At 64.0% G+C, this 24,082-nt stretch carries 21 protein-coding genes and 1 tRNA gene; 9 read left to right on the forward strand and 13 right to left on the reverse strand.

Going from position 1 to position 24,082, the window contains the following annotated elements; genetic code table 11:
- Positions 1 to 84 precede the first annotated feature (84 nt).
- Positions 85 to 2,268 (forward strand): malate synthase G, encoded by a 2,184-nt coding sequence (locus tag PU133_RS00595; RefSeq protein ID WP_404863080.1) that lies wholly within the window; start codon positions 85 to 87, stop codon positions 2,266 to 2,268.
- Positions 2,269 to 2,502: 234 nt separating this feature from the next.
- Positions 2,503 to 3,387, forward strand: coding sequence for a hypothetical protein (locus tag PU133_RS00600; RefSeq protein WP_404863081.1), 885 nt, complete (start codon positions 2,503 to 2,505; stop codon positions 3,385 to 3,387).
- A gap of 38 nt (positions 3,388 to 3,425) precedes the next feature.
- Here PU133_RS00600 and PU133_RS00605 read toward each other — a convergent pair whose 3' ends face one another.
- Positions 3,426 to 4,070 carry a L,D-transpeptidase gene (locus tag PU133_RS00605; RefSeq protein ID WP_404863082.1) on the reverse strand — a complete coding sequence of 215 codons (645 nt, stop codon included), beginning with the start codon at positions 4,068 to 4,070 and terminating at the stop codon, positions 3,426 to 3,428.
- A 214-nt stretch (positions 4,071 to 4,284) separates the two neighbouring features.
- On the opposite strand from PU133_RS00605, the gene PU133_RS00610 reads away from it, so the two are divergent.
- Positions 4,285 to 4,782, forward strand: coding sequence for an MmcB family DNA repair protein (locus PU133_RS00610; RefSeq protein WP_404863083.1), 498 nt, complete (start codon positions 4,285 to 4,287; stop codon positions 4,780 to 4,782).
- Between the two features lie 38 nt (positions 4,783 to 4,820).
- On the opposite strand, the gene PU133_RS00615 is transcribed toward PU133_RS00610, so the two are convergent.
- From PU133_RS00615 to rpmH, 10 genes are all read right to left on the reverse strand, one after another.
- Complete coding sequence (locus PU133_RS00615; protein ID WP_126006674.1) at positions 4,821 to 5,381, reverse strand: ActR/PrrA/RegA family redox response regulator transcription factor; 561 nt, start codon at positions 5,379 to 5,381, stop codon at positions 4,821 to 4,823.
- 40 nt (positions 5,382 to 5,421) lie between these two features.
- A complete protein-coding gene (locus tag PU133_RS00620; RefSeq protein ID WP_404863084.1) occupies positions 5,422 to 6,783 on the reverse strand; it encodes an ActS/PrrB/RegB family redox-sensitive histidine kinase in 1,362 nt (453 codons plus the stop codon).
- A 67-nt stretch (positions 6,784 to 6,850) separates the two neighbouring features.
- Entirely contained in the window at positions 6,851 to 9,322 is a 2,472-nt protein-coding gene (hrpB, locus tag PU133_RS00625; RefSeq protein ID WP_404863085.1) for an ATP-dependent helicase HrpB, read from the reverse strand.
- Positions 9,319 to 9,975 carry an ATP-binding cassette domain-containing protein gene (locus PU133_RS00630; protein WP_404863086.1) on the reverse strand — a complete coding sequence of 219 codons (657 nt, stop codon included), beginning with the start codon at positions 9,973 to 9,975 and terminating at the stop codon, positions 9,319 to 9,321. Before PU133_RS00630 ends, hrpB begins: the two co-directional genes overlap by 4 nt.
- 5 nt (positions 9,976 to 9,980) lie before the next feature.
- The gene (locus tag PU133_RS00635; protein WP_404863087.1) at positions 9,981 to 11,660 is read right to left on the reverse strand and encodes an ABC transporter permease; all 1,680 of its coding nucleotides are present in this window, start codon (positions 11,658 to 11,660) and stop codon (positions 9,981 to 9,983) included.
- A gap of 83 nt (positions 11,661 to 11,743) precedes the next feature.
- Positions 11,744 to 12,970, reverse strand: a complete 1,227-nt coding sequence (locus PU133_RS00640; protein ID WP_404863088.1) for an ABC transporter substrate-binding protein — start codon at positions 12,968 to 12,970, stop codon at positions 11,744 to 11,746.
- Between the two features lie 118 nt (positions 12,971 to 13,088).
- Positions 13,089 to 13,742: a ribosome biogenesis GTP-binding protein YihA/YsxC gene (gene yihA, locus PU133_RS00645; RefSeq protein ID WP_404863089.1), complete on the reverse strand. Its 654-nt coding sequence runs from the start codon at positions 13,740 to 13,742 to the stop codon at positions 13,089 to 13,091.
- A 72-nt stretch (positions 13,743 to 13,814) separates the two neighbouring features.
- On the reverse strand, positions 13,815 to 15,626 hold the full coding sequence (gene yidC / locus PU133_RS00650) for a membrane protein insertase YidC (RefSeq protein WP_404863090.1): 1,812 nt from the start codon (positions 15,624 to 15,626) through the stop codon (positions 13,815 to 13,817).
- 82 nt (positions 15,627 to 15,708) lie between these two features.
- Positions 15,709 to 16,095, reverse strand: a complete 387-nt coding sequence (gene rnpA / locus PU133_RS00655) for a ribonuclease P protein component (RefSeq protein ID WP_126006691.1) — start codon at positions 16,093 to 16,095, stop codon at positions 15,709 to 15,711.
- Between the two features lie 38 nt (positions 16,096 to 16,133).
- On the reverse strand, positions 16,134 to 16,271 hold the full coding sequence (rpmH, locus tag PU133_RS00660) for a 50S ribosomal protein L34 (RefSeq protein WP_126006694.1): 138 nt from the start codon (positions 16,269 to 16,271) through the stop codon (positions 16,134 to 16,136).
- Positions 16,272 to 16,661: 390 nt separating this feature from the next.
- Here rpmH and PU133_RS00665 point away from each other — a divergent pair, with 390 nt between their 5' ends.
- The 5 genes from PU133_RS00665 (at position 16,662) to PU133_RS00685 (ending at position 21,221) form a co-directional block, all read left to right on the forward strand.
- Positions 16,662 to 17,381: a TVP38/TMEM64 family protein gene (locus PU133_RS00665; protein ID WP_404864606.1), complete on the forward strand. Its 720-nt coding sequence runs from the start codon at positions 16,662 to 16,664 to the stop codon at positions 17,379 to 17,381.
- A gap of 76 nt (positions 17,382 to 17,457) precedes the next feature.
- A complete protein-coding gene (locus PU133_RS00670) occupies positions 17,458 to 18,906 on the forward strand; it encodes a dihydrolipoyl dehydrogenase family protein (protein ID WP_404863091.1) in 1,449 nt (482 codons plus the stop codon).
- Positions 18,907 to 18,952: 46 nt separating this feature from the next.
- Positions 18,953 to 20,509, forward strand: coding sequence for a sensor histidine kinase (locus PU133_RS00675; RefSeq protein ID WP_404863092.1), 1,557 nt, complete (start codon positions 18,953 to 18,955; stop codon positions 20,507 to 20,509).
- A 214-nt stretch (positions 20,510 to 20,723) separates the two neighbouring features.
- Positions 20,724 to 20,800, forward strand: a tRNA-Arg gene (locus PU133_RS00680).
- Positions 20,801 to 20,915: 115 nt separating this feature from the next.
- Positions 20,916 to 21,221, forward strand: coding sequence for a hypothetical protein (locus PU133_RS00685; protein ID WP_404863093.1), 306 nt, complete (start codon positions 20,916 to 20,918; stop codon positions 21,219 to 21,221).
- A gap of 18 nt (positions 21,222 to 21,239) precedes the next feature.
- Here the strand turns inward: PU133_RS00685 and PU133_RS00690 are convergent, their stop codons facing one another.
- Complete coding sequence (locus PU133_RS00690) at positions 21,240 to 22,142, reverse strand: LysR substrate-binding domain-containing protein (protein ID WP_404863094.1); 903 nt, start codon at positions 22,140 to 22,142, stop codon at positions 21,240 to 21,242.
- A gap of 122 nt (positions 22,143 to 22,264) precedes the next feature.
- Here PU133_RS00690 and PU133_RS00695 point away from each other — a divergent pair, with 122 nt between their 5' ends.
- Entirely contained in the window at positions 22,265 to 23,341 is a 1,077-nt protein-coding gene (locus PU133_RS00695; protein ID WP_404863095.1) for a YeiH family protein, read from the forward strand.
- Positions 23,342 to 23,355: 14 nt separating this feature from the next.
- Here the strand turns inward: PU133_RS00695 and msrB are convergent, their stop codons facing one another.
- A complete protein-coding gene (msrB, locus tag PU133_RS00700) occupies positions 23,356 to 23,865 on the reverse strand; it encodes a peptide-methionine (R)-S-oxide reductase MsrB (RefSeq protein WP_404864607.1) in 510 nt (169 codons plus the stop codon).
- Positions 23,866 to 24,082: the final 217 nt, after the last annotated feature.

The raw sequence follows: 24,082 nt of genomic DNA on the forward strand, positions 1-24,082 counted from the left end.
CGATTGACAGGGAATGCGCCGAGCTTATCTCTGGCGTAACGGAAAGTGCGACCAGCCGGTTGCCGCGCCAAGGGAGATCCACGCATGACCACGACCGAGCAGCACGGGCTGACGATCGACACCACGCTTTACGACTTCATCGTCTCGGAAGCTTTGCCGGGGACTGGTGTCGAAGGCGATGCATTCTTCAAGGCGTTGTCCGATGCGATCCACGAGCTTGGTCCGAAGAACCGTGCACTGCTTGCCAAGCGTGATGATCTGCAGGCGAAGATCGACGCGTGGCACCGCGAGAATGGTGCTCCCTCCGATCTCGAGCGCTACAAGGCGTTTCTCTCGGAGATCGGCTACATCGTGCCCGAAGGCGGCGCCTTCTCGGTCTCGACCGACAATGTCGACCCTGAAATCGCGACGACAGCCGGCCCGCAGCTCGTCGTCCCGGTGATGAATGCGCGCTACGCGCTGAACGCAGCCAATGCGCGCTGGGGTTCGCTCTACGACGCGCTTTACGGGACAGACGCGATCTCAGAGGCTGACGGTGCGGAGAAGGGCAAAAGCTACAACTCCAAGCGTGGCGCGAAGGTCATCGCCTGGGGGCGCAATTTCCTCAACCAGAGTGCTCCGATCGAGGCCGCTTCCGGCGACACGACCTGGGAGAATGTCAGCGGTTTCTCGATCGAAAACGGCCAGCTCGTCATCGCGCTCACCGACGGCGCGCTTGGCAAGCTGAAGGATGGTGCTCAGTTCGCCGGCTATCTCGGCGAAGCCTTCGCCCCGACCTCGATCCTCTTGGTGAAGAACGGCATGCATGTGGAGATCGTCATCGATCGCCGCAGCCCGATCGGTGAAGGCGACGGCGCCGGCATTTCCGATATCATCCTGGAATCGGCCCTGACGACCATCCAGGATTGCGAGGATTCCATCGCTGCAGTCGACGCCGAGGACAAGGTCGCGGCCTACCGCAACTGGCTCGGCCTCATGAAGGGCAATCTGGAGGACACGTTCGAGAAGGGTGGAAAGTCCGTCACCCGCGCGCTCAATGACGATCGCGAGTACACCGCGCCTGATGGCTCGATGCTGACCCTGCCCGGCCGTTCGCTGATGCTGATCCGCAATGTCGGACACCTGATGACGAACCCGGCGATCCACGACCGGGACGGCAACGAGGTCCCGGAAGGCATGATGGACGCCTTCGTCACCGCACTGATCGCGCTGCACGACATCGGCGCCGATGGCCGCCGCAAGAATTCCCGCGCCGGCTCCATGTATGTGGTCAAGCCGAAGATGCACGGGCCTGAGGAAGTGGCCTTTGCGGCGGAGATCTTCACCCGTGTCGAGCAGGCGCTGGGCATGGCGCCCAACACGATCAAGATGGGCATCATGGACGAGGAACGCCGCACCACGGTCAATCTCAAGGAGGCGATCCGGGCTGCCAAGGAGCGTGTCGTCTTCATCAACACGGGCTTCCTCGACCGCACGGGTGACGAGATCCACACCTCAATGGAAGCCGGCCCGATGATCCGCAAGGGCGACATGAAAGCCTCGACCTGGATCCAGGCATACGAGAACTGGAACGTCGATATCGGTCTCGAATGCGGCCTCTCCGGCCATGCCCAGATCGGCAAGGGCATGTGGGCCATGCCGGACATGATGGCGGCGATGCTGGAGCAGAAGATCGGCCACCCGAAGGCGGGCGCCAACACGGCCTGGGTTCCCTCGCCGACCGCTGCGACGCTGCACGCGACGCATTATCATCAGGTGAAGGTTTCCGAGGTCCAAGCCGGTCTCAAGTCACGCGGCCGCGCCAAGCTCGACGACATCCTGTCGGTGCCGGTTGCCGAACGTCCCAACTGGACGCCCGAAGACATCCAGCGCGAACTCGACAACAACGCCCAAGGCATTCTCGGCTATGTCGTGCGCTGGGTCGACCAGGGCGTTGGCTGCTCCAAGGTGCCGGACATCAACAATGTCGGCCTGATGGAAGACCGTGCGACGCTGCGCATTTCTGCTCAGCACATGGCCAACTGGCTGCACCACGGCGTGGTGACCGAAGCGCAGATCGTCGAGACCATGAAGAAGATGGCGAAGGTGGTCGACCAGCAGAACGCCGGCGACAGCGCCTACCGGCCAATGGCTGCCGATTACGATGGTTCGATCGCCTTCCAGGCTGCTCTGGACCTCGTTCTGAAGGGCCGCGAACAGCCATCCGGCTATACCGAACCGGTCCTGCATCGTCGCCGTCTTGAGCTGAAAGCCGCCACGCGCGGTTAACGCACCGTCCAACCTCATCTCACGACACCATGCGCCCCGCTGTGAAAACGGTGGGGCGCATCTGCATTAAGGAAACGTTAAGGCCGCATTTTAGACCAATCGAGGCCATAATCGCCCGGCATGGATGCCGCCGCGTCGGTAACGGCGGGTGCATCGGAACTGCCAGCAAGGCAGCACATCCTGCCGATCCGTTCGACAAAGGGACATGTCTCCTGCGTTTCGAGAGGCGTCGGAATGATCAAGAAGTACAGATTCGAAAGCGAGCCGGAAGACCGCATGTCGCTGCGGAAGATCGCGCTTTGGGCAGCCTTTCCAGTCGGCGCTGCGCTCGTGCTTGCAGGTGGCATTGCGGTCAACATGGATCGTGCGCAACAAACGGAACCGCTTGTCGAGCTTGCAGCAGCCGGCGAAGCGCCGGGCGCCGCGTTCGTGGCGGCACCCTCTGTCACCAAGGCGGAACGTCCGGTCGACAGCCAAGCATCTGAAGCGGCCGAGACGACGCCGCAGCCGCTTGCCGAGAGCGATCCCCGATGGGGCGGCGAAGCCATCGCCTCGACGGGCGCTTCACAATCGGAAGAAACCGCGTTCGGTGCCCAGGGCGATGCCGATCCGCTCCCGGCTGAAATGACTGATGATCTTGATGCAGCGCTGGCCGCAGCCACCATCGATGAGGAGACGACGTCAGCGATCGACGCTCTTCAGTCCGATCCGGCCGCAGAAGTCGTCGTCGCTGAAAGCGAGCAGGAGGTTGCAGCGCTCGAGCAGGCCGTGGCCGTTCGCCAGGACCAGCTTCCCGACGCAGCTTTCGTTGCCGAGGCGAATTCCGCAGTGGCCGCGCTCGATGCACAGACCGGCGCAGTCTCTGGTGAAGGCGCCAGCGGCGTCGCCACCGCCGGATTTCTCCCAGGCCGGACGACGGAATATGTAAACTTTCGGACGGGACCCAGCAACGACGCGGAGACCATCAGCATCGTTCCGGGCGGCACTCAACTGACAGGACAGCCGATCGACGAGTGCGTGCATTTCTGCGCCGTCGAAATCGATGGTCGGCAGGGCTACATCTACAAGGCGTTCATCGACTATGCGGCGCCTTCGGTCGACACCGCGCGCTCCGAATAGAGCGATAGCGGCGGACGCGTGTCCGCCGCCTGTTGTGCTTACTGAAGCACCACGACCTTTGTGTTGCGGCCAGGCGTCACGCGATCATAGAGATCGATGATGTCCTGGTTGATCAGGCGGATGCAGCCGGACGAGGCCGCGGTGCCGATCGAATCCCACTGCGGCGTGCCGTGCAGGCGGTACAGCGTGTCCTTGCCGTCCTGATCGAACAGATAAAGTGCTCGTGCACCAAGCGGATTCGTGAGGCCCGGATCCATCCCACCATCGGCATATTCTTCCAGATGCGGCTCGCGTTCGATCATCTCGACAGGCGGATGCCAGCGCGGCCAGGCCTGCTTCCAGGCCACATAGGCTTCGCCTTCCCAGGCAAAACCCGCGCGCCCGACGCCGATGCCGTAGCGCACGGCTTCGCCGTTCGGCAGCACGTAATAGAGAAACTTTTCCGGGGTATCGACGATGATGGTGCCCGGCGCATGCTCGGTTGGATAGCGCACGATCTGACGCGAGAAGCGCGCTTCCAGCCGCTGCATCGGCACGGCCGGGATCGTGTAGCCGGCATCGACGATCACGCCGTAATCCGGCGTCAGTTGCGGTGTCGCAGCGATGGGCGGAACGGTGGTGCAGCCGGCCAAAGCAAGGGTCGCGGTGGCGGCGGAAGAGACTAGAAACTGGCGGCGGTTCATTGTGGGATGTGCCTTCGGCGGGGGCGGCCTGCCCTCGGCATCCGCACTTCGCCCAAACCATATTTTCGCCACCGCAGCGCCACAAGCGGCACGCATGCGCATCGGCGCGATTTAGCGGCAGGATTGTTTTTGAGCAACAAGACATGGACTGGCCGCTGGCCGCCACGTGCGTTCTGTTATTGTTCCGAATCGTCGGCCATGGCAAACTGGTCCCATGCCGATCATTGCTCCCTTCGCCCAAAACCCGCTGATCGATGGCCGCCAGTCCGATCGCGCCATGATGGTGCGGCGCGGCGTCCAGCGGTTGCTCGCCGATCTTCGCTACGCGTCCCTGCCAGAACTGGCACTAGCCAGCGGGCGGCGTGCAGATATCGTGGCGCTCACCAGCGGCGGTGAATTCTGGATCGTCGAGATCAAGACGTCGGTGCAGGACTTTCGCGTCGACCGCAAATGGCCGGACTACCGGCTGCATTGCGACCGGCTGTTCTTCGCCACGCATCCCGGCGTACCGATCGACATTTTTCCGGAAGAGTGTGGCCTGATCCTTTCCGACGGCTTCGGCGCGCATCTGTTGCGCGAGGCGCCGGAGCACAAACTTGCCGGCGCGACGCGCAAGGCGATGACGCTAAAATTCGCGCGGGCCGCCGCCGGACGGCTGCTCATGGCCGAATGGGCGACGGGCAACAGCTTTCCGGCGGAAGACGCCGAATAAGTGGGTTCGAGAGCCGCGCTTCCGATCCGTAACCCGGCTTAGCGCGGGGCGCGTTTGGCGAGAATGCGCTGCAGGGTGCGGCGATGCATGTTCAACCGACGAGCGGTTTCCGACACGTTGCGCTCGCACATCTCGTAAACACGCTGGATGTGTTCCCAGCGGACACGGTCTGCCGACATCGGATTTTCCGGCGGCTCGGCCTTTTCGCCGGGCTTGCGGGTGAGCGCCGCCGCCACTTCGTCGGCATCGGCGGGCTTGGCGAGATAATCGATGGCTCCGAGCTTCACGGCGTTCACCGCCGTCGCGATATTGCCATAGCCTGTCAGCACGATCATGCGCGTATCGGTCCGGCGCTGGCGGATCGCATCAATGATGTCGAGGCCGTTGCCGTCGCCAAGCCGCATGTCGACCACGGCGTATTTGGGCGGCGCGGCTTTCGCCTTGGCGAGGCCTTCTGCCACGGATTCAGCCGTCTCCACCACGAAACCGCGGGTTTCCATGGCGCGCGCCAGGCGTTTCAGAAATGGCGCGTCGTCATCCACCAGCAGCAGGGAGGGATCCGGGCCGATATCGCCGTCGGCAACATCCTCGTTGATCATTCTTCAGGCTCCATTGCGGTACCGGCCGTCCCGCCGGCTTCTATCCACTCGTTACATATGGGAGTTTCGCGCCCTGCGGCAATCTTTGGGCAGAATTCGCCGCATCCATTGCGCTTCTCGGCCAGCTGAGCCGGATCACGGCCCCCTTCCCATCGCCGGCTCCGTTTTCGAAGACGACCGTCGCACCGGTGCGCTCCAGCAGCGTCTTGGCGATGAAGAGCCCGAGACCGAGACCCCCCGCGCGCTTGTCCTTTCCGCCCGTGCGCCGCGTGACGAAAGGCTCGCCGATCTTCACGAGGATCTCCGGCGAAAAACCCGGTCCGTCGTCGGAAATCACGATATCCACGCGATCGCGATCGTAGCGCGCATTCACCCGCACCTTCTCATGGGCGAAATCCACGGCGTTCTCGACGAGGTTGCCGAGACCATAGAGGATGCCGGCATTGCGCAGGCCGACCGGCTCTTCGTCGGTCACGGCCTCGATCGCCACATCGATCTCGACGCCAAATTCGCGGTGCGGCGCGACCACTTCTTCCAGAAGCGACGAAAGCGGCAGCTTGCGCATGTGCTCCTCGTCATCGGTCGAGAGCGTGGTCAGACGCCGGAGAATGTCCCTGCAACGTTCAGTCTGGGAGCGGAGCAGCTGCAGGTCTTCACGGTAGCGTTCGTCGGAGCCGAGCGCGCGCTCCATTTCCTTCACCACGACGGAAATGGTGGCGAGCGGCGTGCCCAGTTCATGGGCGGCAGCGGCAGCGAGGCCATCGAGCGCGAAGAGATGCTGCTCGCGCTGCAGCGTCAATTCGGTCGCCGTCAGCGCGTCGGCAAGTTCGTTGGCTTCAGACGACACGCGGTGGACGTAAAAGGCGGCAAAAAGCGTGGTCGAGACGATAGCGATCCAGATGCCGGTCACCAGCACCAGATGCGCCTCGTAGATGATGCCCGGATACCAGGGCAGCGGCAGGTGAAAGGCCGCCAGCAGCGTAACCGCAGCGATCGTGAGGGCGCCGAGGACCAGCGTCTGTCGGATCGGCTGTGACGCGGTCGAAATGATGACAGGCACGCTGATCAGCACCGAGAACGGATTGACGAGACCGCCGGTCATGAAGAGCAGGCCGGAGAGCTGCAGCACGTCGAAGCCAAGAACTCCAAGCGCTGCGGGTGGGCTCAGTCGGTGCGTCGCCGGATAACGAAACGTCAGGAAGATGTTCAGCCAGGCCGAGGAAGCGATGAGGGCAAAACAGAGGAGAACCGGAAACGGGAATTCCAGGATGAAGGCGACAATCAGCACCGTCAGCGACTGGCCGACGACGGCGAGCCAGCGAAGCCGCGTCAATGTCTGGAGGCGCAGACGATAGCGCGAAAAACGATCGCGCCCGCTCAAGGAATTGTCGGCAACCGCCATGGTCGAAGCCCGTCCTTCTCGATGTCGTTCTGACATGGCAAAGGCGGCGGGCGGAGTCCAGCGAAGCTCACGAACCGCGCGGTTTTGCCCTGCGCGTCGGTTCAGCCCGGGCGGGATCTTCCGGCCATGGGTGCTTGGCATAGCGCCCGCGCATATCCGCACGAACATCGGCCCAGGAGCCGGCCCAGAAGCCCGGCAGATCGCGCGTCGTCTGGATCGGTCGGTGCGCAGGCGAGAGCAGTTCCAGCAATAGAGGCAGGCGGCCCTGCGCAATCGTCGGATGGGACGCGAGCCCGAAAAGCTCCTGCACCCGCACCGCCAGCACCGGCACGTCGCCATCGTAGCGGATCGGGATGCGCGAGCCGGTCGGCACGACGAAATGGGTCGGCGCCTCCGCCTCGATCATGCGATGCTGGTCGTAGGGCACAAGCGCCATCAGGCCTTCCGTCAGGCTTCCCGCTGCGATGCGATCGAAGGCCCGCACGCCCGACTGGTACGGCGTGAACCAGATTTCCAGCTTCGCCAGCAGCGCATCGTCGTCGACCGCCGGCCAAGGGTCCCCGATCGAACGATTGAGGAAGCCGAGGCGTGCGCGCAACTGCCGGCCATTGTCGCTCCAAGGCAGTGCGTCGACGCCGAGCCGGCGCACGCCGTCTGCCAGCGCTTGCGTGGTTCGCTCACCGGTCGGCACCGGGATCGCGCGCTCTTCCAGCACGATGGCGCCAAGGCGGCGGACGTGGCGGGCGCGCACCGATCGACTGTCCGTATCGAACATGCACTCGTCGCCGTCGACGCCGCGCGTCTCGACCAGCGCTTCCACCTCGCCCGGATCGATGGCAGCGGCTGCCTGGATGCGCTGGGCACCGGCGCGACCGGTAAGGTCGGCGATCACCAGCCATTCCTCCCCTGCCAGAGGGTCATGCGGATCGAGTTCGGCGCCCCGGCCATTGGCCATTAGATAACGGCCACGTCCGCCGCGATTGCGGGCAACACGATCTGGGTAGGCCAGCCCCAAAAGCCCGCCCGTCGAAAGCTTCTGCTGGGTCCCCCCGGCGTCGTCCAGATTTCTGACGATGCGGCGGGACAGTTCCCGTGCGGCGGATGCGCGCTCTCCCTTCTCGCTGCGCCAACGGCGAAGCCGCTCCGACACATCGATGGACGAGCCGCCCAGCCCCTGCTCCGTCAGCAGCACGGCGATGTCGGCTGCATCAAGGCGATTCGAGCGCCGCGCGGAGGCCACCATGGCCGCGAGGCGCGCCGGAAGCCCGAGCCCGCGGATCGCGCGTCCCATGGCGGTCAGTCCGCCGGCGGGATCGAGGGCGCCCAGTTCCACCAGCAAGGCACGCGCCTCCTTGAGGGCAGGCGCCGGCGGTGGATCGATGAAAGCGAGCACCGTCGGATCGGGGACGCCCCAAGCGGCGCTGTCAAGGATGAGGCCCGATAGATCGCTCGACAGAATTTCCGGCGGCGTGAAGGCCGGCAGCGCGGCGGTTTGCTCGGCACGCCAAAGCCTGATCGCAACGCCGGGTTCGGTGCGGCCTGCGCGTCCAGCCCGTTGATCGGCGGACGCGCGTGACACCCGCACAGTCTCCAGCCGCGTGATGCCCGTTGCCGGTTCGAAATGCGGCAGACGCTGCAGGCCGCTGTCGATGACGACGCGCACGCCGTCGATCGTCAGCGATGTTTCGGCGATCGAGGTCGCGAGCACGATCTTCCGCTCGCCAGGTGCTGCCGGCCGTATTGCGCGATCCTGCGCTTGTCCATCCATCATGCCGAAGAGCGGCGCCAGCACCGTGCCTTGCGGCAGCCGGCCTTCCAGCCGCTCGGCCGTGCGGCGGATTTCCGCCTGGCCGGGCAGAAAAGCGAGGATCGATCCTGTCTCCTCGCCGAGCGCGGCACGGATCGCATCTGCCATGGCATCTTCGATGCGGTCGCCCGCCCGGCGTTCGCGATACCGCATCTCCACCGGAAAGGCCCGGCCGGCGCTTTCGATCACCGGCGCATCGATCAAGGCAGAGACGCGGTCGGTATCGAGCGTCGCTGACATGACGAGCAGGCGCAGATCGTCGCGCAACGCTGCGCGCACATCGAGCGTGAGAGCAAGGGCGAAATCCGCATCGAGCGCGCGCTCGTGGAATTCATCGAAGATGACCGACGCGATCCCTGCGAGTTCTGGATCATCGAGGATCATGCGCACGAAGACGCCTTCGGTCACGACTTCGATGCGCGTCCGCTTCGATATCTTCGTGTCGAGCCGCATGCGGTAGCCGACCGTATCGCCGACTTCTTCACCAAGCAGATCCGCCATGCGGCGCGCCGCAGCGCGGGCGGCCAGGCGGCGTGGTTCCAAAAGGATGATCCGACCGTCGCCCCGCCAGGGGGCGTCGAGAAGCCTGAGCGGAACGAGCGTGGTCTTGCCGGCACCCGGAGGTGCGGCGAGGACCGCAGCGCCTTGCCTATCCAGCGCAGTGGCAAGGTCGTTAAGAACCGCCCCGACCGGCAGAGCCCGCGCCGCCGCATCGAATGTGTCGCGATTCATGGCGCGCCGTTCATCTCGAAGACCGCGCCGCCCGCAGCCTCTGCGTCGGCCGCATCATGCGTGACCAGGATGACGGGCAGTTTCGCCGCCCGCGCCTGATCGAAGACCAGTTGCCGCGTCTGCGCCCGCAGGCTCATGTCGAGCTTGGCGAAGGGTTCATCCAGCAAGAGCAGGCGGGGGCGCGACAGGAGCACGCGCTGCAGGGCGACACGCGCCTTTTGCCCGCCCGAAAGCGTATCGGGGTCACGGGGCCCGAAGCCGGCGAGATCGACCTCCGCCAACGCCTTTTCGGCGATCGCGCGGCGATTTGCCCGACCCTTCACGTCCGGCGGAAGGGCAAAGGCAATGTTGGAGGCAACCGACATGTGCGGGAAGAGGAGCGGGTCCTGGAACAGGATGCCGGCATGGCGAGCGTCGGCCGGCAGCGCCGTCAGGTCAACGCCATCGACGAGCACCTGCCCTTGCGCATCGAAAATCGGATCGAGAAATCCGCCGATATAGGCAAGCAGCGTCGATTTGCCGGAGCCGGACGGGCCCATCACCGTCAGCGTCTCGCCCGGCGCCACATGGGCGTCGAGTGCGATCAGCAGGCGGCCGTCGAGACGGATCGCGATGTCGCGGAGGCTCAGCCCCGCTCTGTCAGGCTCTCTCATTGTTCTCAAACGCGCATGGATCGACGACCGCGGAATAACAGCGCGGGCACGAGCGAGGCAATCGCGAAGGCGAGAAACGGAAGAAGCGTCTGCAGAAAGGCATAGACGCCGATAACGCGCCGGTTGCCACCGGAGGCAAGCGCCACCGCTTCCGTCGTGATGGTCGTCAGCCTCCCCTCGCCGATCAGCACTGTCGGCAGATATTGACCGACGGAAACCGCAAACCCAACCGCCGCGGCCGTCGCGATGGCCCGCGCCAGCATCGGCAGACGGATGCTGAGAAGCGTCGCAAGGCGCGTTCGTCCCAGCCCGGCTGCAACCCGGTCATAGCGACGATCAAGCGCGCGCCAGGGGTCCGACAGCGACAGGAACACGTAAGGAAGCACGAAGATCAGGTGCACGAAAACGAGTGCGGCAAAGCGCTGATCGGTGCCGCTTGCGACAAACAGCACCTGCAGGCCGAAGACGAAGGCGATCTGCGGCACCATCAGCGGCATGTAGATCGCGAGCAGCGCTCGGCTGCCGCCGGTCTTGCCGGTCTCGATCTCACGCTCGAGACACCCGATGGTGAGCAGAAGCGCAATCAGCGTGGAGGCAAGCCCGGCTAGCAGCGTGGTCGCCAGCGGATCGAGAATGCGCGGCAAGGCGCTCTGCCAGGTGGAAAGCGATAGCGCCTGTGGCCAAAGGTCCGGAAACTGCCAGAAGGCCGAAACGGACCAGAGAGCCAACAGCGCCACACCGGCGAAGACGATCAGACCCGCGATCGCAGTGGCCGACAGCGACAGGAGGCGCACGATCCGGTCGCGGCGAAATCGAAGGCCGCCGTCACAGGCCGCCGTGACCGCTGCCGCGACGAAGCGCTCCAACAGCCACCACAAGGCAAGCGCCGCGATCGTGACCGAGAGCTGCAACACTGCACCGGCGGAGGCCAGGAAACGCACCGAGAGATCCGGATCGTTCATCCATCTCAGCAGCCTGACCGGCAGCGTCGGCGGCAGGTTGGGACCGAGGATGATCGCCACATCCACCACCGAGGTCGCATAGGCAATCACCGCATAGACCGCGAAGCGGATTTGCCGGTAGACGCGCGGCGCAAGCGCATAGGCAAAGCCGGCCACCCGGCCATAGCCCATCGCCGACGTGAGTTGCATTGTCTGGCGGTGCGGCAGCTGCGGCAGGGCTGCGAGCGTCACCAGAAACAGGAACGGGATCTCCTTGACGATCAGGCCGGCCATCATCGTCAGACCGAGCGGGTCGTTGATGATCAGGAGATCGGGTGGCCGATCGATCCCGAAGACCGGCGCCGCCAACCGGATCAGATAGCCCGATGGCGCGATGAGGAAGGCGAGCCCGAACGCGGCAGCCGCATGGGGGATCGCGAGCAGAGGCGACAAGAGATGCTGGACGCGTTGAAACACGCGTGTTTGCGACCAACCCGCCACGAACAGCATGACGATCCCGAGCGAAATCGCCGTCGTCGCGAGACCGACGAACAGGCTGAGCCCGGCAGAGCGCCAGATCGCCGGCATGGCAAAGAGTTCGGCAAAATGCGCCGTCGTGACGGTCGTGCCGCCGAGTGCCGGCAGATACCCGAATGCCGGGAGGATCGTGCCGACAAGCCCGAAGACGAGCGGTAGGATCAGAATGCCGATCGTCAGCGGTGGAGCGAGACGCGCGAGCGTCATCGCCGAACCACAGTCAGATCAGGAGCTGCGCGCTCGTCAGGCCGGGCGGACCCGAGCGATCTGGCGAGGCGCGGCTTGCTCACTCAATTGCCGGCGATATAGCGGCGGCGCCACTCGTCTTCGATCCGCTCCATCCAGGATGCGTGGGGCTCGTCGATGATCGGTCCGAGCTCGTCCGGGGCGAGCGTCGCAACACCGAGGTCGAGAGCGTCGAACGCCGCGCGATCGGCGTCGCTGAGCTTCGCCATCGCAAGCACGGTCGGATCGCCCCAATAGGCCGGGTCCTGCTTGCGCAACTGCGCCTCGGGCGAGATCAGGAAATCGGCGACGACCAGCGCCCCGGCGGCAGCGGAGGAATTGTACGGCACGGCCACGAAGTGGGTATTGCCAAGCGTACCTTCGGGGAAGGTGAAGGAGCGCACCGTATCCGGCAGCTCACCGGCAGCAATGGCAGCCGACGCTTCGGCCGGGTTGAACGCGAAGATGATGTCCAGTTCGCCATCGGCGAGCTTCTGCTTCATGTCCGGATAATTCTGCGGAAAGGCCGCAGCGGAGCGCCAGGCGACGCTGTGAAGCTCATCCAAATAGGCAAAGAGCGGGGCGACATCGGCTTCGAAGGTTTCGGGATCGACCGGCTGCTGCAGCTTCTCGCGATCGTCGATCAGTTCGCTCAGCACCTGCTTCAGGAAGGACGAACCGATGAAGTCCGGCGGAGCAGGATAGGAGAAGCGGCCGGGATTTTCCTTTGCCCAGGCGAGCAGGCTTTCCGCATCCTGAGGAAGATCGGCAGCATCCGTGCGCGCTTCATCGTAGAAGAAGACGAGCTTCGCGCCGCCCCAGGGGCTTTGCAGGCCTTCCGTCGGCACGGTGAAATCCGTCAGAATCGAAGGCTGGTTTTCGAAATCCACATACTGCCAGTTCGGCAGATCCTGCGCCCAGCCCGGCGAGAGAAGCAGGTCCTGCTCCTTCATCGCGACGAAGTTCTCGCCATTGATCCAGATAAGGTCAACCGAGCCGCCTTCGTTGCGACCGGCGGTGCGCTCGGCGACGACGCGCGCGACGGCATTGGCCGTGTCGTCCAGCTTCACATGCACGACATCGATGTCGAAGCGGGCATTTACTTCGCCAGACACCCATTCGAGATAGGCATTGATGTTTTCCGAGCCGCCCCAGGCGTTGAAATAGACCGTCTGGCCGCGCGCTTCTTCCAGCACGGCATCCCAGTTCTTCGGGTCGATGTCAGCGGCGTGGAGGGAAGAAGACAGCGACAGACCGACCGCTGCGGCGAGTAGAATTCGTGTGAGCCCCATCGGCATGTCCCCTCCGGTTGATGACGGACGAACTTAAAGCGAGGGCAACCGGCGTCAATGCACGACGCGACACGCCCCAACACGACTTCGTGTGGACCGCAGGGCGAAAGGCTTTGGCCTAGTCCCGCGCTGCGCGCAGCATGGCGGCCCGCAGTTCTTCGATGCCGGCCCCTTTTTCCGAAGAGGTCGCGAGCACTTCCGGAAAGGCTGCGGGATGCTTGGCGATCTTGGCGAGCGTTTCGGAGATCAGCCGCGGCACGCCGGCGGCCTTGATCTTGTCGGTCTTGGTCAGCACGAGCTGATAGGACACGGCCGCCTTGTCGAGCAGATCCAGCACTTCCTCGTCGTTCGGCTTGATGCCGTGGCGGGCATCGATCAGCACATAGACGCGTTTCAGCGTCGCGCGGCCACGGAGATAGTCGAAGACAAGCTTCGTCCACTGGTCGACCTGTTCCTTCGGCGCCTGGGCATAGCCGTAGCCCGGCATGTCGATCAGGGCCAGCGGCGGCAGATCGTCGGCCGCGCCCGAATAGCCGTCCGGGACGAAATAGTTAAGCTCCTGGGTGCGACCCGGCGTGTTGGATGTGCGCGCGAGGCCCTTCTGGATCAGAAGCGCGTTGATCAGCGACGACTTGCCGACATTGGAACGGCCGGCGAAGGCGATTTCCGGTGGGCCCTCTGGCGGCAGGAACTTCATGGCCGGCACGCCGCGGATGAATATCCACGGCTTCAGGAAGAGATTGGTGTCGGCGAGCGTGCTTTCGGCAGTCACAGGCTTTTCCTTTCGCGCGCCGCGTCGAAAAAGGAGAACCCCGGATGCCCGGGGTTCTCGATGGTCGAAAATTTATTCGGCGGGCTTCGGCTTGCGGCGGAAGAGGCCGCGCAGATTGTCCCACAATTCGATCTTCACGCCCTGGCGCTTCATGATGAAGCCCTGCTGGAGGATCGAGAGCGTGTTGTTCCAGGCCCAGTAGATGACCAGACCGGCCGGGAAGGTTGCCAGCATGAAGGTGAAGACCACCGGCATCCAGTTGAAGATCATCTGCTGCGTCGGATCCGGAGGGGTCGGGTTCATGCGCATCTGCAGGAACATCGTGACGCCCATGATCAGCGGCCACACGCCGATGAGTAGGAATGCCGGCACATCGTAAGGCAGGAGGCCGAAGAGGTTGAAGATCGACGTCGGATCGGGCGCGGACAGATCCTGGATCCAGCCGAAGAAGGGCGCATGACGCATTTCGATCGTGACGTAGATAACCTTGTAGAGCGCGAAGAACACAGGGATCTGCAGGAGCACCGGCCAGCAACCGGCGATCGGATTGATCTTCTCGGTCTTGTAGAGCTCCATCATGGCCTGTTGCATGGCCATGCGGTCGTCGCCGTGCTTCTTCTTGATCTCCTCCATCTTCGGCTGAACTTTCTTCATGTTCGCCATCGAGACGTAGCTCTTGTTGGCAAGCGGGAAGAAGACGAGCTTGATCAGGACAGTGGTGATCAGGATCGAGACGCCGAAATTGCCGAGGAGGCGGTAGAAGAAGTCGAGAAGGTAGAAAAGCGGCTTGGTGATGAAATAGAACCAGCCCCAGTCGATCATCAGATCGAAGCTCGGGATCTGGAACTGATCCTGGTAGCCGTCGATGATCGGCACCTGCTTGGCACCGGCAAACACCTTGTTCGCAACTTCCACCGTGCCATCGGCCGGGATTGTCAGGGCGTCGGAGCGGAAATCGGTCTGATAACGGGCACGGCCTTCGCCGAAATAGGCAAAGCGCGAGACGAAGGGGTTCGCCTGATCCGGGATGAGCGCGGTTGCCCAGTACTTGTCGGTGATCCCCATCCAGCCGGCGGACGCCTGCTCGACGGAAATGATGCCATCTTCCTCGACGTCCGAATAGTCGATTTCGCGCAGGCCGGCATCGCCGAAAAAGCCGAGAAGGCCTTCATGCAGAACGAAGATCGATGGCGTGGTCGGCTTAGAGAAGCGGGTCGAACGTCCATAGGAGGCGAGTGATACGGTTTCACCGCTGGTATTGGAGACCGTATCGTCGACCTGGAACATGAAGTCGTCGTCGACGGAGATCGTGCGGGTGAAGACGAGACCCTGGCCGTTGTCGAAGGTCAGCGTGACGGGCGTCTGCGGCGTCAGTTCGGCGCCCGCCTCGGCTTCCCAGACGGTGTCGGCACCCGGGACGGGGCCCGCCGCTTCACTGCCGACATAGCCAAGCTCGACGAAGTAACCGGTTTCGATTGCGGCAGGAGACAAAAGCGTGATGATCGGGCTGTCGTCATCGACGGTCTCGCGATAGCCCTTCAGGCGCAGATCGTCGAAGCGCGCGCCGGTCAGGTTGATCGAGCCGGTGAGCGACGGCGTGTCGATGGCAACGCGTTCACTCGCGGCGATCGCGGCATCGCGGTTGACTGCGGTGACTTCGAGACCACCTGCCCCACCAGGCAAGGCTGCGTCCGGCGCTTGACCGGCGGCAGGTGCAGGCACACCTTCGACGCCTGGGCTGGGGTCGCGCGTCACGGCTTCCTGCTGCTGGCCGGCGGCCTGTCGTTCGGCCTCGATGCGCGGGTTGATGTAGAAGAACTGCCAAACGATCAGCACAAGCACGGAAAGCGCTATTGCGATGAAGTAATTGCGGTTGTTTTGCATCCTGCTTTCCTGGATTTCCGCCGTGGGCGCGGCTTGATCGAGCCACTGCCGCACCGCCGTCGAAGCGGCGTTTGCGCTGACCCTACGTGTCCTTGACCGAACCTGTTTTCGGCCGGCTCTGGGAGCGCGGCCCTTCGATGCGTTCTTTGATGGCTGCCGTCAAGCGACAAAAGGGCGCAGAGAGCATGTCGCGGCGGCCGACCAGCACATAGTCGACCCCAGGCTTCATCGCTGCGGCTCCCGAGAGCCTCACTGCTTCGCGCAAACGGCGCTTCATGCGGTTGCGCTCAACCGCGTTGCCCTGGCGCTTCGTCAGTGTGAAGCCCACGCGCGGCGGCTCATCATCTCCACGAGACCTCGTCTCGAGAAGGAAGAACGGGCCCTTGTGTTTTTGCCCGGTCTTCATGGCGACGAAATCGGCACGGCGTTTCAACCGTTGCGGATTTCCTTTCGGCTTGTCGTCGAGCATGTGCCAGCCTTTTCAATCAAAAGCGGGCAACAGGCCGATCAAGCCGACAGACGCTTGCGGCCGCGTGCGCGACGTGCTGCGAGTACCTTGCGGCCACCTGCGGTGGCCATGCGTGCGCGGAAGCCGTGACGGCGCTTGCGCACGAGTTTGGAAGGCTGAAATGTACGCTTTGTCATTTATTTAGATACCGCGGGGTGCGGCCCTTCTTGGTCTGTCGAAACAGAAGCGTTGCGATGGATCATCCGTCTCGCGGCACGTTCAGCTCCCTTGGGAGCGCCCCGACCGAGCACGAATGTGGCCGGCTTATAGGCAAGAAGGGCCCTCAAAGTCAATCTCGCCCGGGCTTTGCCGCGGTGACCGGACACGCCCCCATCACGCAGACGTTTGGCAAAGCGAGCGCATGTCATTGGCCTCTGCGCTCTTTTCGCTGTAGCCCGATGATGGTCATACCCGCTAAAGGATCGCCTCACGTGAAGCAGCACAGCCCCTATCCGACCGCCAATTCGGCTTTCGATGCCGAAGGGCAGGACGCGCAAGGTCGTGAAGGACATGGATCGGAGCGGCGCATGACCGGACGGGCTCTCAGCCGCTTTCTGCCAGCAGTCGCCATCCTTGCCTGTCTGGCGCTCGGCTACGCATTCGGGCTCCAGGACTATCTGTCGCTAAACGCGCTTGCCGATCATCGCGACCAGTTGCAGGGCTTCGTCGCAGCCAACTTCCTTCTTGCCGCCGCAGCTTATCTCGGCGTCTACGCGCTGGCGGTGGCGGTCGCGTTCCCCGCGGCATCGGTTCTCACCGTTTTCGGCGGCTTTCTTTTCGGCTGGCTGGCCGGGGGCGCCTTGACGGCAGTTGCCGCGACCACGGGTGCGACGCTGCTGTTCCTCGCCGCCCGGAGCACGCTTGGCCCGACCTTGCGCGATCGCGCGGGCGGAAGCCTCGCGCGTTTTGCCGATGGCTTTCGCAAGGATGCCTTTTCCTATCTGCTGATCCTGAGGCTCGCGCCAATCTTCCCCTTCTTCCTGGTCAACATCGCCCCGGCCTTCTTCGGCGTCAGCACCCGCACCTTCGTGATGGCGACACTGATCGGCATCCTGCCGGGCACTTTCGCCTATTCCTATCTCGGCTCCGGCCTCGACAGCGTGCTCGTTGCGGCCAGCGAAGCCGGCACGACGCTGTCGCTCGGCGATCTGGTCACGCCGCAGATCACGCTGGCCTTCGCGGCCCTGGCAGCCGTTGCCGCCATTCCGCTGATCGTCAAACGCGTGACCCGCCACACCAAGACCTGAAGCGTCGCATGCGTTTCCGGCCCTTCGCGCAAAGCCGAGACTGATCTAGAGATGCGCAAGCGATGAAGGAAACATCATGACGTCCAAGAGTGCAGCGAGCGCCGTTCTGAAACCCGACATCTGCGTCATCGGGGGAGGCTCGGGCGGCCTGACGGTTGCCGCCGCTGCCGCCTCCTTCGGCGTTTCGGTCGTTCTCATCGAAAAGGGCAAGATGGGTGGCGACTGCCTGAACTATGGCTGCGTTCCCTCCAAAGCGCTGATCGCCGCGGCCAAACATGCCGAAGCCATCCGCGAGGCGCCGCATTTCGGTGTTTTCGCCGGCGAGCCCGAGATCGACTTCGCCAGGGTCAACGCCCACATTCATGAGGTGATCGGGGCGATCGCGCCGAATGATTCCGTCGAGCGCTTCCGGGCGCTGGGCGTCAACGTCATCCAGGCGGAAGCGCGGTTCACCGATGCCCGCACCGTGGTGGCCGGCGACCAGACGATCCGCGCCCGGCGCTTCGTGCTTGCCACGGGTTCGAAACCGCGCGTGCCGGACATCTCCGGTCTCGCGGACGTCGACTATCTCACCAATGAAACGCTGTTTTCGCTGACCACCCGGCCGGAGCATCTGATCGTTATCGGTGGTGGGCCGATCGGCGTCGAGATGGCGCAGGCCCATCGTCGCCTCGGCTGCGCCGTCACCATTCTCGAAATGGGCACGCTGCTCAGCAAGGAGGATCCCGAACTTGCCCGGATCGTTACGCGCCGTCTCGAAGCGGATGGCATCGCCGTGCTCGAAAACATCGAAATTCTGAGGGCGAGCAAGGGCGGTGACGGATCCGTTTCGATTGCCTACCGGATAGATGGCGAAGAGACCTCTGTTACGGCAAGTCACCTGCTCGTCGCGGTGGGGCGCGCCGCTCAGGTCGACAATCTCGGCCTGAAGGAAGCCGGCATCACATTCGATCAACGCGGCATCAAGGTCGGCAGCGGGCTCAAGACGAGCAACAGCCGCGTCTTCGCAATCGGCGATGCGGTGGCGGGCGGCCTGCAATTCACCCATGTGGCGAACTACCATGCGGGCCTCGTCCTGCAGCAAATCCTCTTCCGCGTGCCGGCCAAGGAGAACCGCTCGGTGATACCGCGCGTCACCTTCACGGACCCGGAGCTGGCCCAGATCGGCCTGACGGAGGAAGAGGCGCGCAAGGCCGGCCACACCATCACGATCCAGCGCTGGCCCTACGCGCAAAACGATCGCGCCGAAGCGGAGCGCCGCACGGGCGGCGAGATCAAGATCGTGGCGGGAAAGCGCGGGGTGATCCTCGGCGTCGGCATCGTCGGCCACGGCGCCGGCGAGATGATCAATCTCTATGCGCTCGCATTGTCGAAGAAGATGACGCTCAACGATCTGCGCGGTTTCATTGCGCCCTATCCGACCATGAGCGAGATAGGAAAACGTGCGGCGATCTCCTATTATGCACCGATGACGCGCAAGCCTTTCGTGCGCAAGCTCCTGGCCTTTCTGCGTCGCTTCGGCTGATGGTTCGGGCTGCTGCTGCGCGGGGAACGGTGCATATGGATAGGACATGAGCGAAGCGGATATCCCGCCCCCTGACGTCACGCCGCCCGGCCGCGTTTCAGCGAAGGAAGAGGCGCGGACACCTGGTGGGGACGATGAGATCCGGCTCGGCCGGGGGCTCTCCAGCAAGCTCCTCTTCCTGACGATCCTTTTCGTGATGATCGCCGAAGTGCTGATCTTCGTCCCTTCCGTCTCGAACATGCGGCTGCGCTGGTTGTCCGACAAGCTCGCGACGGCTGCCTCCGCCAGCATCGTCGTCGAAGGCTTCGACGAGATGGACCTTCCCCAGCCGGTCCAGACCGACACCCTGATGAGCACCGGCACCAAGGCCATCGCGCTCCGGCGTGCAGGCTCCTCGCGCCTGATCGCCAGCACGCAGGTGCCGCCGACCGTCGACATGCAATATGATCTCTCCGATGTGGGGCCGCTGACAGCTATCGGCGATGCCATCGGAACGCTCGTCCATGGCAGCGACCGGATCATCCGTGTCTTCGGCCCGGTTGCCGGCGATCCGGGCACGATGATCGAGATCGTGATGGAAGAACGGCCGCTGAAGACGGCGATGCTGGTTTATGCCCGGAACGTCCTCATCCTGTCGCTCGTCATCTCCTTCATCACTGCGGGCTTCGTGTTCTTTGCCATCAATGCGCTTCTGATCCGGCCGATCCGGCGCATGACGGCCAACATGCAGGCCTTTGCCGAGGCACCGGACGAGCCCGCGCGCGTGATCCGCCCCAGCACGCGCGATGACGAGCTTGGCCAGGCCGAGCGCCATCTCGCCTCCATGCAGCAGGAATTGCAGCACACGCTGAAGGAACAGAAGAACCTCGCCGATCTCGGCCTCGCCGTCTCCAAGATCAACCACGACATGCGCAACATCCTCGCCTCCGCGCAGCTCATCTCGGACCGCCTCGCCGGCGTCGACGATCCGATCGTGCAACGTTTCGCGCCGAAGCTTCTGCGCACCATCGACCGCGCCGTTTCCTATTCGAACGAGGTGCTCGCCTATGGCCGCGCGCGCGAAGCGACGCCGAAGCGGCGCTGGCTGGATCTGAAGCGGCTGATCGAGGACGTGCGCGACATCACCGCCGTTGACCCCACCTTCGAGATCGATTTCGTGATCGACATGCCCGACGGGCTCGAGGTGGAAGCCGACAGCGAGCAGCTCTTCCGCGTCATCCACAACCTCTCCCGCAACTCTGTCGAGGCGCTGAAGAGCCTCGAAGGCGACGCAGCACTTGTAAAGCGCATCCGCGTGGCCGCCAGGCGCGAAGGCAGCGTGGTGACGATCATGGTCGAGGACACGGGTCCCGGCATGCCGGCCGGCGCACGGGCCAATCTCTTCAAGGCGTTTCGCGGATCGACCCGGCCCGGCGGCACGGGTCTCGGCCTTACCATCGCGCGCGAGCTCGTGCTTGCCCATGGCGGCGACCTGAAGCTGGTGGAAAGCAACGGCCCCGGCACGATCTTCGCCATCGTCCTGCCCGACCAGCCCCTGCCGATCGCCGCTTTTCGCAACCGCCCGAAGCACCGGCTCGACCAGGATCGCCAACAGATCCCCTGATCGTCGCCTTGCCACCCCCGTGCAACGTATGAGCATGCAGCTGCGCTGGCCGTAGATCCACGGGCCCAGCAGGGCTTGATCTGCAGGCCGCACGATGTGCCCATAAGAGAACAGTTCGACCTCATCCAATTTTTTCCCGAACCGCGCTTGCATTCCCCCCGGCTACGTTTTAGGTAAGCGCCGTCGCGGTCGATCCACCGGATCCACCGCCAACGCGCCCGTAGCTCAGCTGGATAGAGCACCAGACTACGAATCTGGGGGTCAGAGGTTCGAATCCTTTCGGGCGCGCCATTTTCAAATCCTCCTATTGCTACGCATGTAGTCCGGTGTCTTATGCCGGAGGGCGCTCACCGGTACCCATCGGCGATACCGCCTCCCCAGCATCCGGACACTCAAAGGCTGATGCATGCCATCCCTGAAGGCTTTCGTGCACAGTCGGCTATCGGGAACCGCGCGCATCGAGACCGTTTTCTGGCGCGACATGATGCTGACGGGCACGAGCCTGACGCTGGCGACATTCGTCGCGGCTATGCTGTTGCTGGCGCAGGATTATCCGACGCCGCTGATCCTCGTGATCTACTTCATGACCATGCCCTACAACATCTTCATCACGATCGCCGTCTGGCGAGGCGCTGCGCAGGCCGGTGCAGCAGGTCAGATGTTCTATCGGGCGAGCGCCGCGCTCTGGCTCGTCGTCACGACGCTGCTGTGATTCGGTTCGGCCCTCTGGTCAGCGATCTGGCCGAGGTGCCGCCTCTTCCATCAGCAGTCGTTCCAGTTCCAGCGTCGCGCGGGTGCGGTGGCGGTCGCTGTGGCGGATCACGAAGAACTGGCGTTCGGCGCCTTCGAGCGGCAACATCGTAACGAGACCCGCGGCGGATGCGGCCATGGCTGCGCGCTTCGACAAGACAGTGGCGCTGCTCCCCGCCATGATCGCCGCCAGGACCGCCTCGTTGGATGGCAGATCCAACGTCACGGTGAGATCGTCGAGCGCGCCGCCCTTGTCCTCAAGCCAGTCCTCGAACTCGGCACGCGTTCCCGAGCCGTGTTCGCGAAGGATCCAGTCGCTCTCCTTCAGCCGGGCCACGGGCAGCTTTTGCGCGGTTGCAAAGGGATGACCCGGCGCCACGACCACGACGAGCTGATCGGTTGCAACGACGTTGGTGGTCAGATGGGGCCGCGCGACGGATGATTCGACAACGCCGAGGTCGGCCTTGCCTTCCATGACGGCGAGCGCCGCCTGGGTCGTGTTGGCGACGGTCAGTTCGATTGCCACGCCCGGGTGACGCTCGTGAAACCGCACAAGCCGCTCCGGCAACCAATAGCTCGCAACCGTCTGGCTGGAATGGATGCGGACGCGGCCCGTCGTGGTGTCCGCCACGTCGGCCAGCATCAGCGTGGCGGTTTCCGCCGCTGCCAGCACAGCCTCGGCCTGCGGCACCAGAAGGCGGCCCGTCTCCGTCAGCTCGATGCGGCGGCCGACGCGATCGAAGAGCCGCACGTCGTGGCGCGTCTCAAGCGCAGAGATGGCCGCCGAGACGGCCGATTGCGTCAGGTGAAGCGTCTCGGCTGCACGGGTCACGTGCTGATGGGCGGCCACCGCCAGGAATATGCGCAGCTGTTCGAGTGTCATTTGGATCTCCCCAGACCACGATAACAAGAGAAATCGAACGAACATACAAAAACTATTCGATGGATCGATCGAATGCGGCGGGTGGATAAGGGGTTGTCGCAACTCTCGGACCAGCCCAGTCAATGTCGCTTGCACCTTCGCCCACCGCTGCCGTCGCTACGCATCGCAAGGATGGTTCGGCTCGCCGCGGCGGATTGGTCGCGACAACGCGCCTCCTGCCGGGGCTAGCATTGAGTTTTGCCATTGCGGCGCTCGCCTACGGGATCGTGGCCGCTTCCGGGCTGTCGTTTCTCAGCCCGCTGATCGTGGCAATCGTGCTCGGCATTGTCGGTCGCCTCATCATTAGACCACCCATCGCCGCAGAGCCGGGGCTGCAATTTGCGCTTCGGCCGGTGCTGCGCTTCGCGATCGTCCTGCTCGGTCTGCAGCTGACCATTGCGCAAGTCATCTCGGTGGGCGGGCGCGGCGTTCTCATCATCCTGGCTACGGTCATCGCCAGCTTTTTCTTCACCCGCCTGGCCGGGCGCCTGCTCGGTGTCGACCGGAAACTGGCCGAGCTGATTGCCGCCGGCACGTCCATCTGCGGTGCCTCCGCCATTCTCGCCACGAACACCGTGACGCGCGGCAGCGACGAGGACGTCGCTTACGCGGTTGCCTGCGTCACGCTCTTCGGGTCGCTGTCTATGGTCCTGTTTCCGCTGATCGCTGCGGTGAGCGGAATGGGAAGCGACGATTACGGGCTTTGGACCGGCGCGGCGATCCATGAGGTGGCGCAGGTTCTCGCCGCGGCGCTCCAGGGCGGCGAGCAGGCGCTGGAAAGCGGCACGATTGCCAAGCTCAGCCGCGTGATGCTTCTCGCGCCGCTTGTGCTGTCGCTCGGCTGTTGGGCCGCTTGGCGCGGGCGTGCGAGGCGGGACTCGAGCAGCGTGGAAGCGGTCGAGCCGGCACGGGTGCCGATGCCCTGGTTCGTGCTGGGCTTTCTGGCGATGGTGGCGCTGAACAGCGCCATTGCGCTGCCTGAGACCGTCAGCACCGCCGCTTCAGCATCAACGTCGCTCCTTCTCGCCGCAGCCATGGCGGCGATGGGGCTGATGACTGACATCGGAAAGCTAAGAGCCAAGGGGCTCCGCCCGCTTGCGCTGGGCGCAGTCTCCTGGGTCCTCATTTCCGTGACGGCGTTCGTGCTGATTGCCGTTTAAGCCGAGGTCTATCCTCAGGCCGGCGTGGTTTCGCCAGGTTTGAAGACGAGCGCGACGCCATTCAAGCAATGCCGTTTGCCGGTCGGCTGCGGGCCATCGTCGAAGATGTGGCCGAAATGCCCGCCGCAGCGGCGGCAGTGGCATTCCGTGCGGGTCATGAAAAGCGAATTGTCGGCCTTGGTGCCGATGGCATCCGGCAACGAGTCCCAGAAGCTCGGCCAGCCGGTTCCGCTGTCGTATTTCGTCGTGGAGGAATAGACGGGAAGATCGCAGCCGGCGCAGTGGAAGAGGCCAGCGCGTTTTTCGTCGTTCAGCGGGCTGGTGAATGGCCGCTCGGTCGCCTCTTCGCGCAGCACGGAATATTGCTCGGGGCTGAGCATCGCGCGCCACTCCTCTTCGGTCCGCGTCAGCTCGAAAGTGCCTTCAGGGGCAGCATGGGCTTCCATGCGCCGTGTGATCGAAAATCCGATGCCGGAGGCGATTGCCAGCGCGGCTCCCGAAAGCAGAAAATTGCGTCGCGTCATCATGATCACTCCTCTGCGGGCCCAAATCGCAACCGCTGTCTTGATACGAATATACGCACTGGCCAGCCGGAAGGCGAATTACGCTTCTTCAACTGCGCGTGACGAGCGTTTCGCATTCCTGGGGCGCGAAGGTCCCCTCCGCCATGCGTTGGAGTGCGTTGGGTGCTCACATGACGGAGGGTGCAGGCCGCGCCGCATCCGGACAGCATGGCAGCGG

Source organism: Georhizobium sp. MAB10, assembly GCF_045012825.1.
Lineage (GTDB): Bacteria > Pseudomonadota > Alphaproteobacteria > Rhizobiales > Rhizobiaceae > Georhizobium > Georhizobium profundi.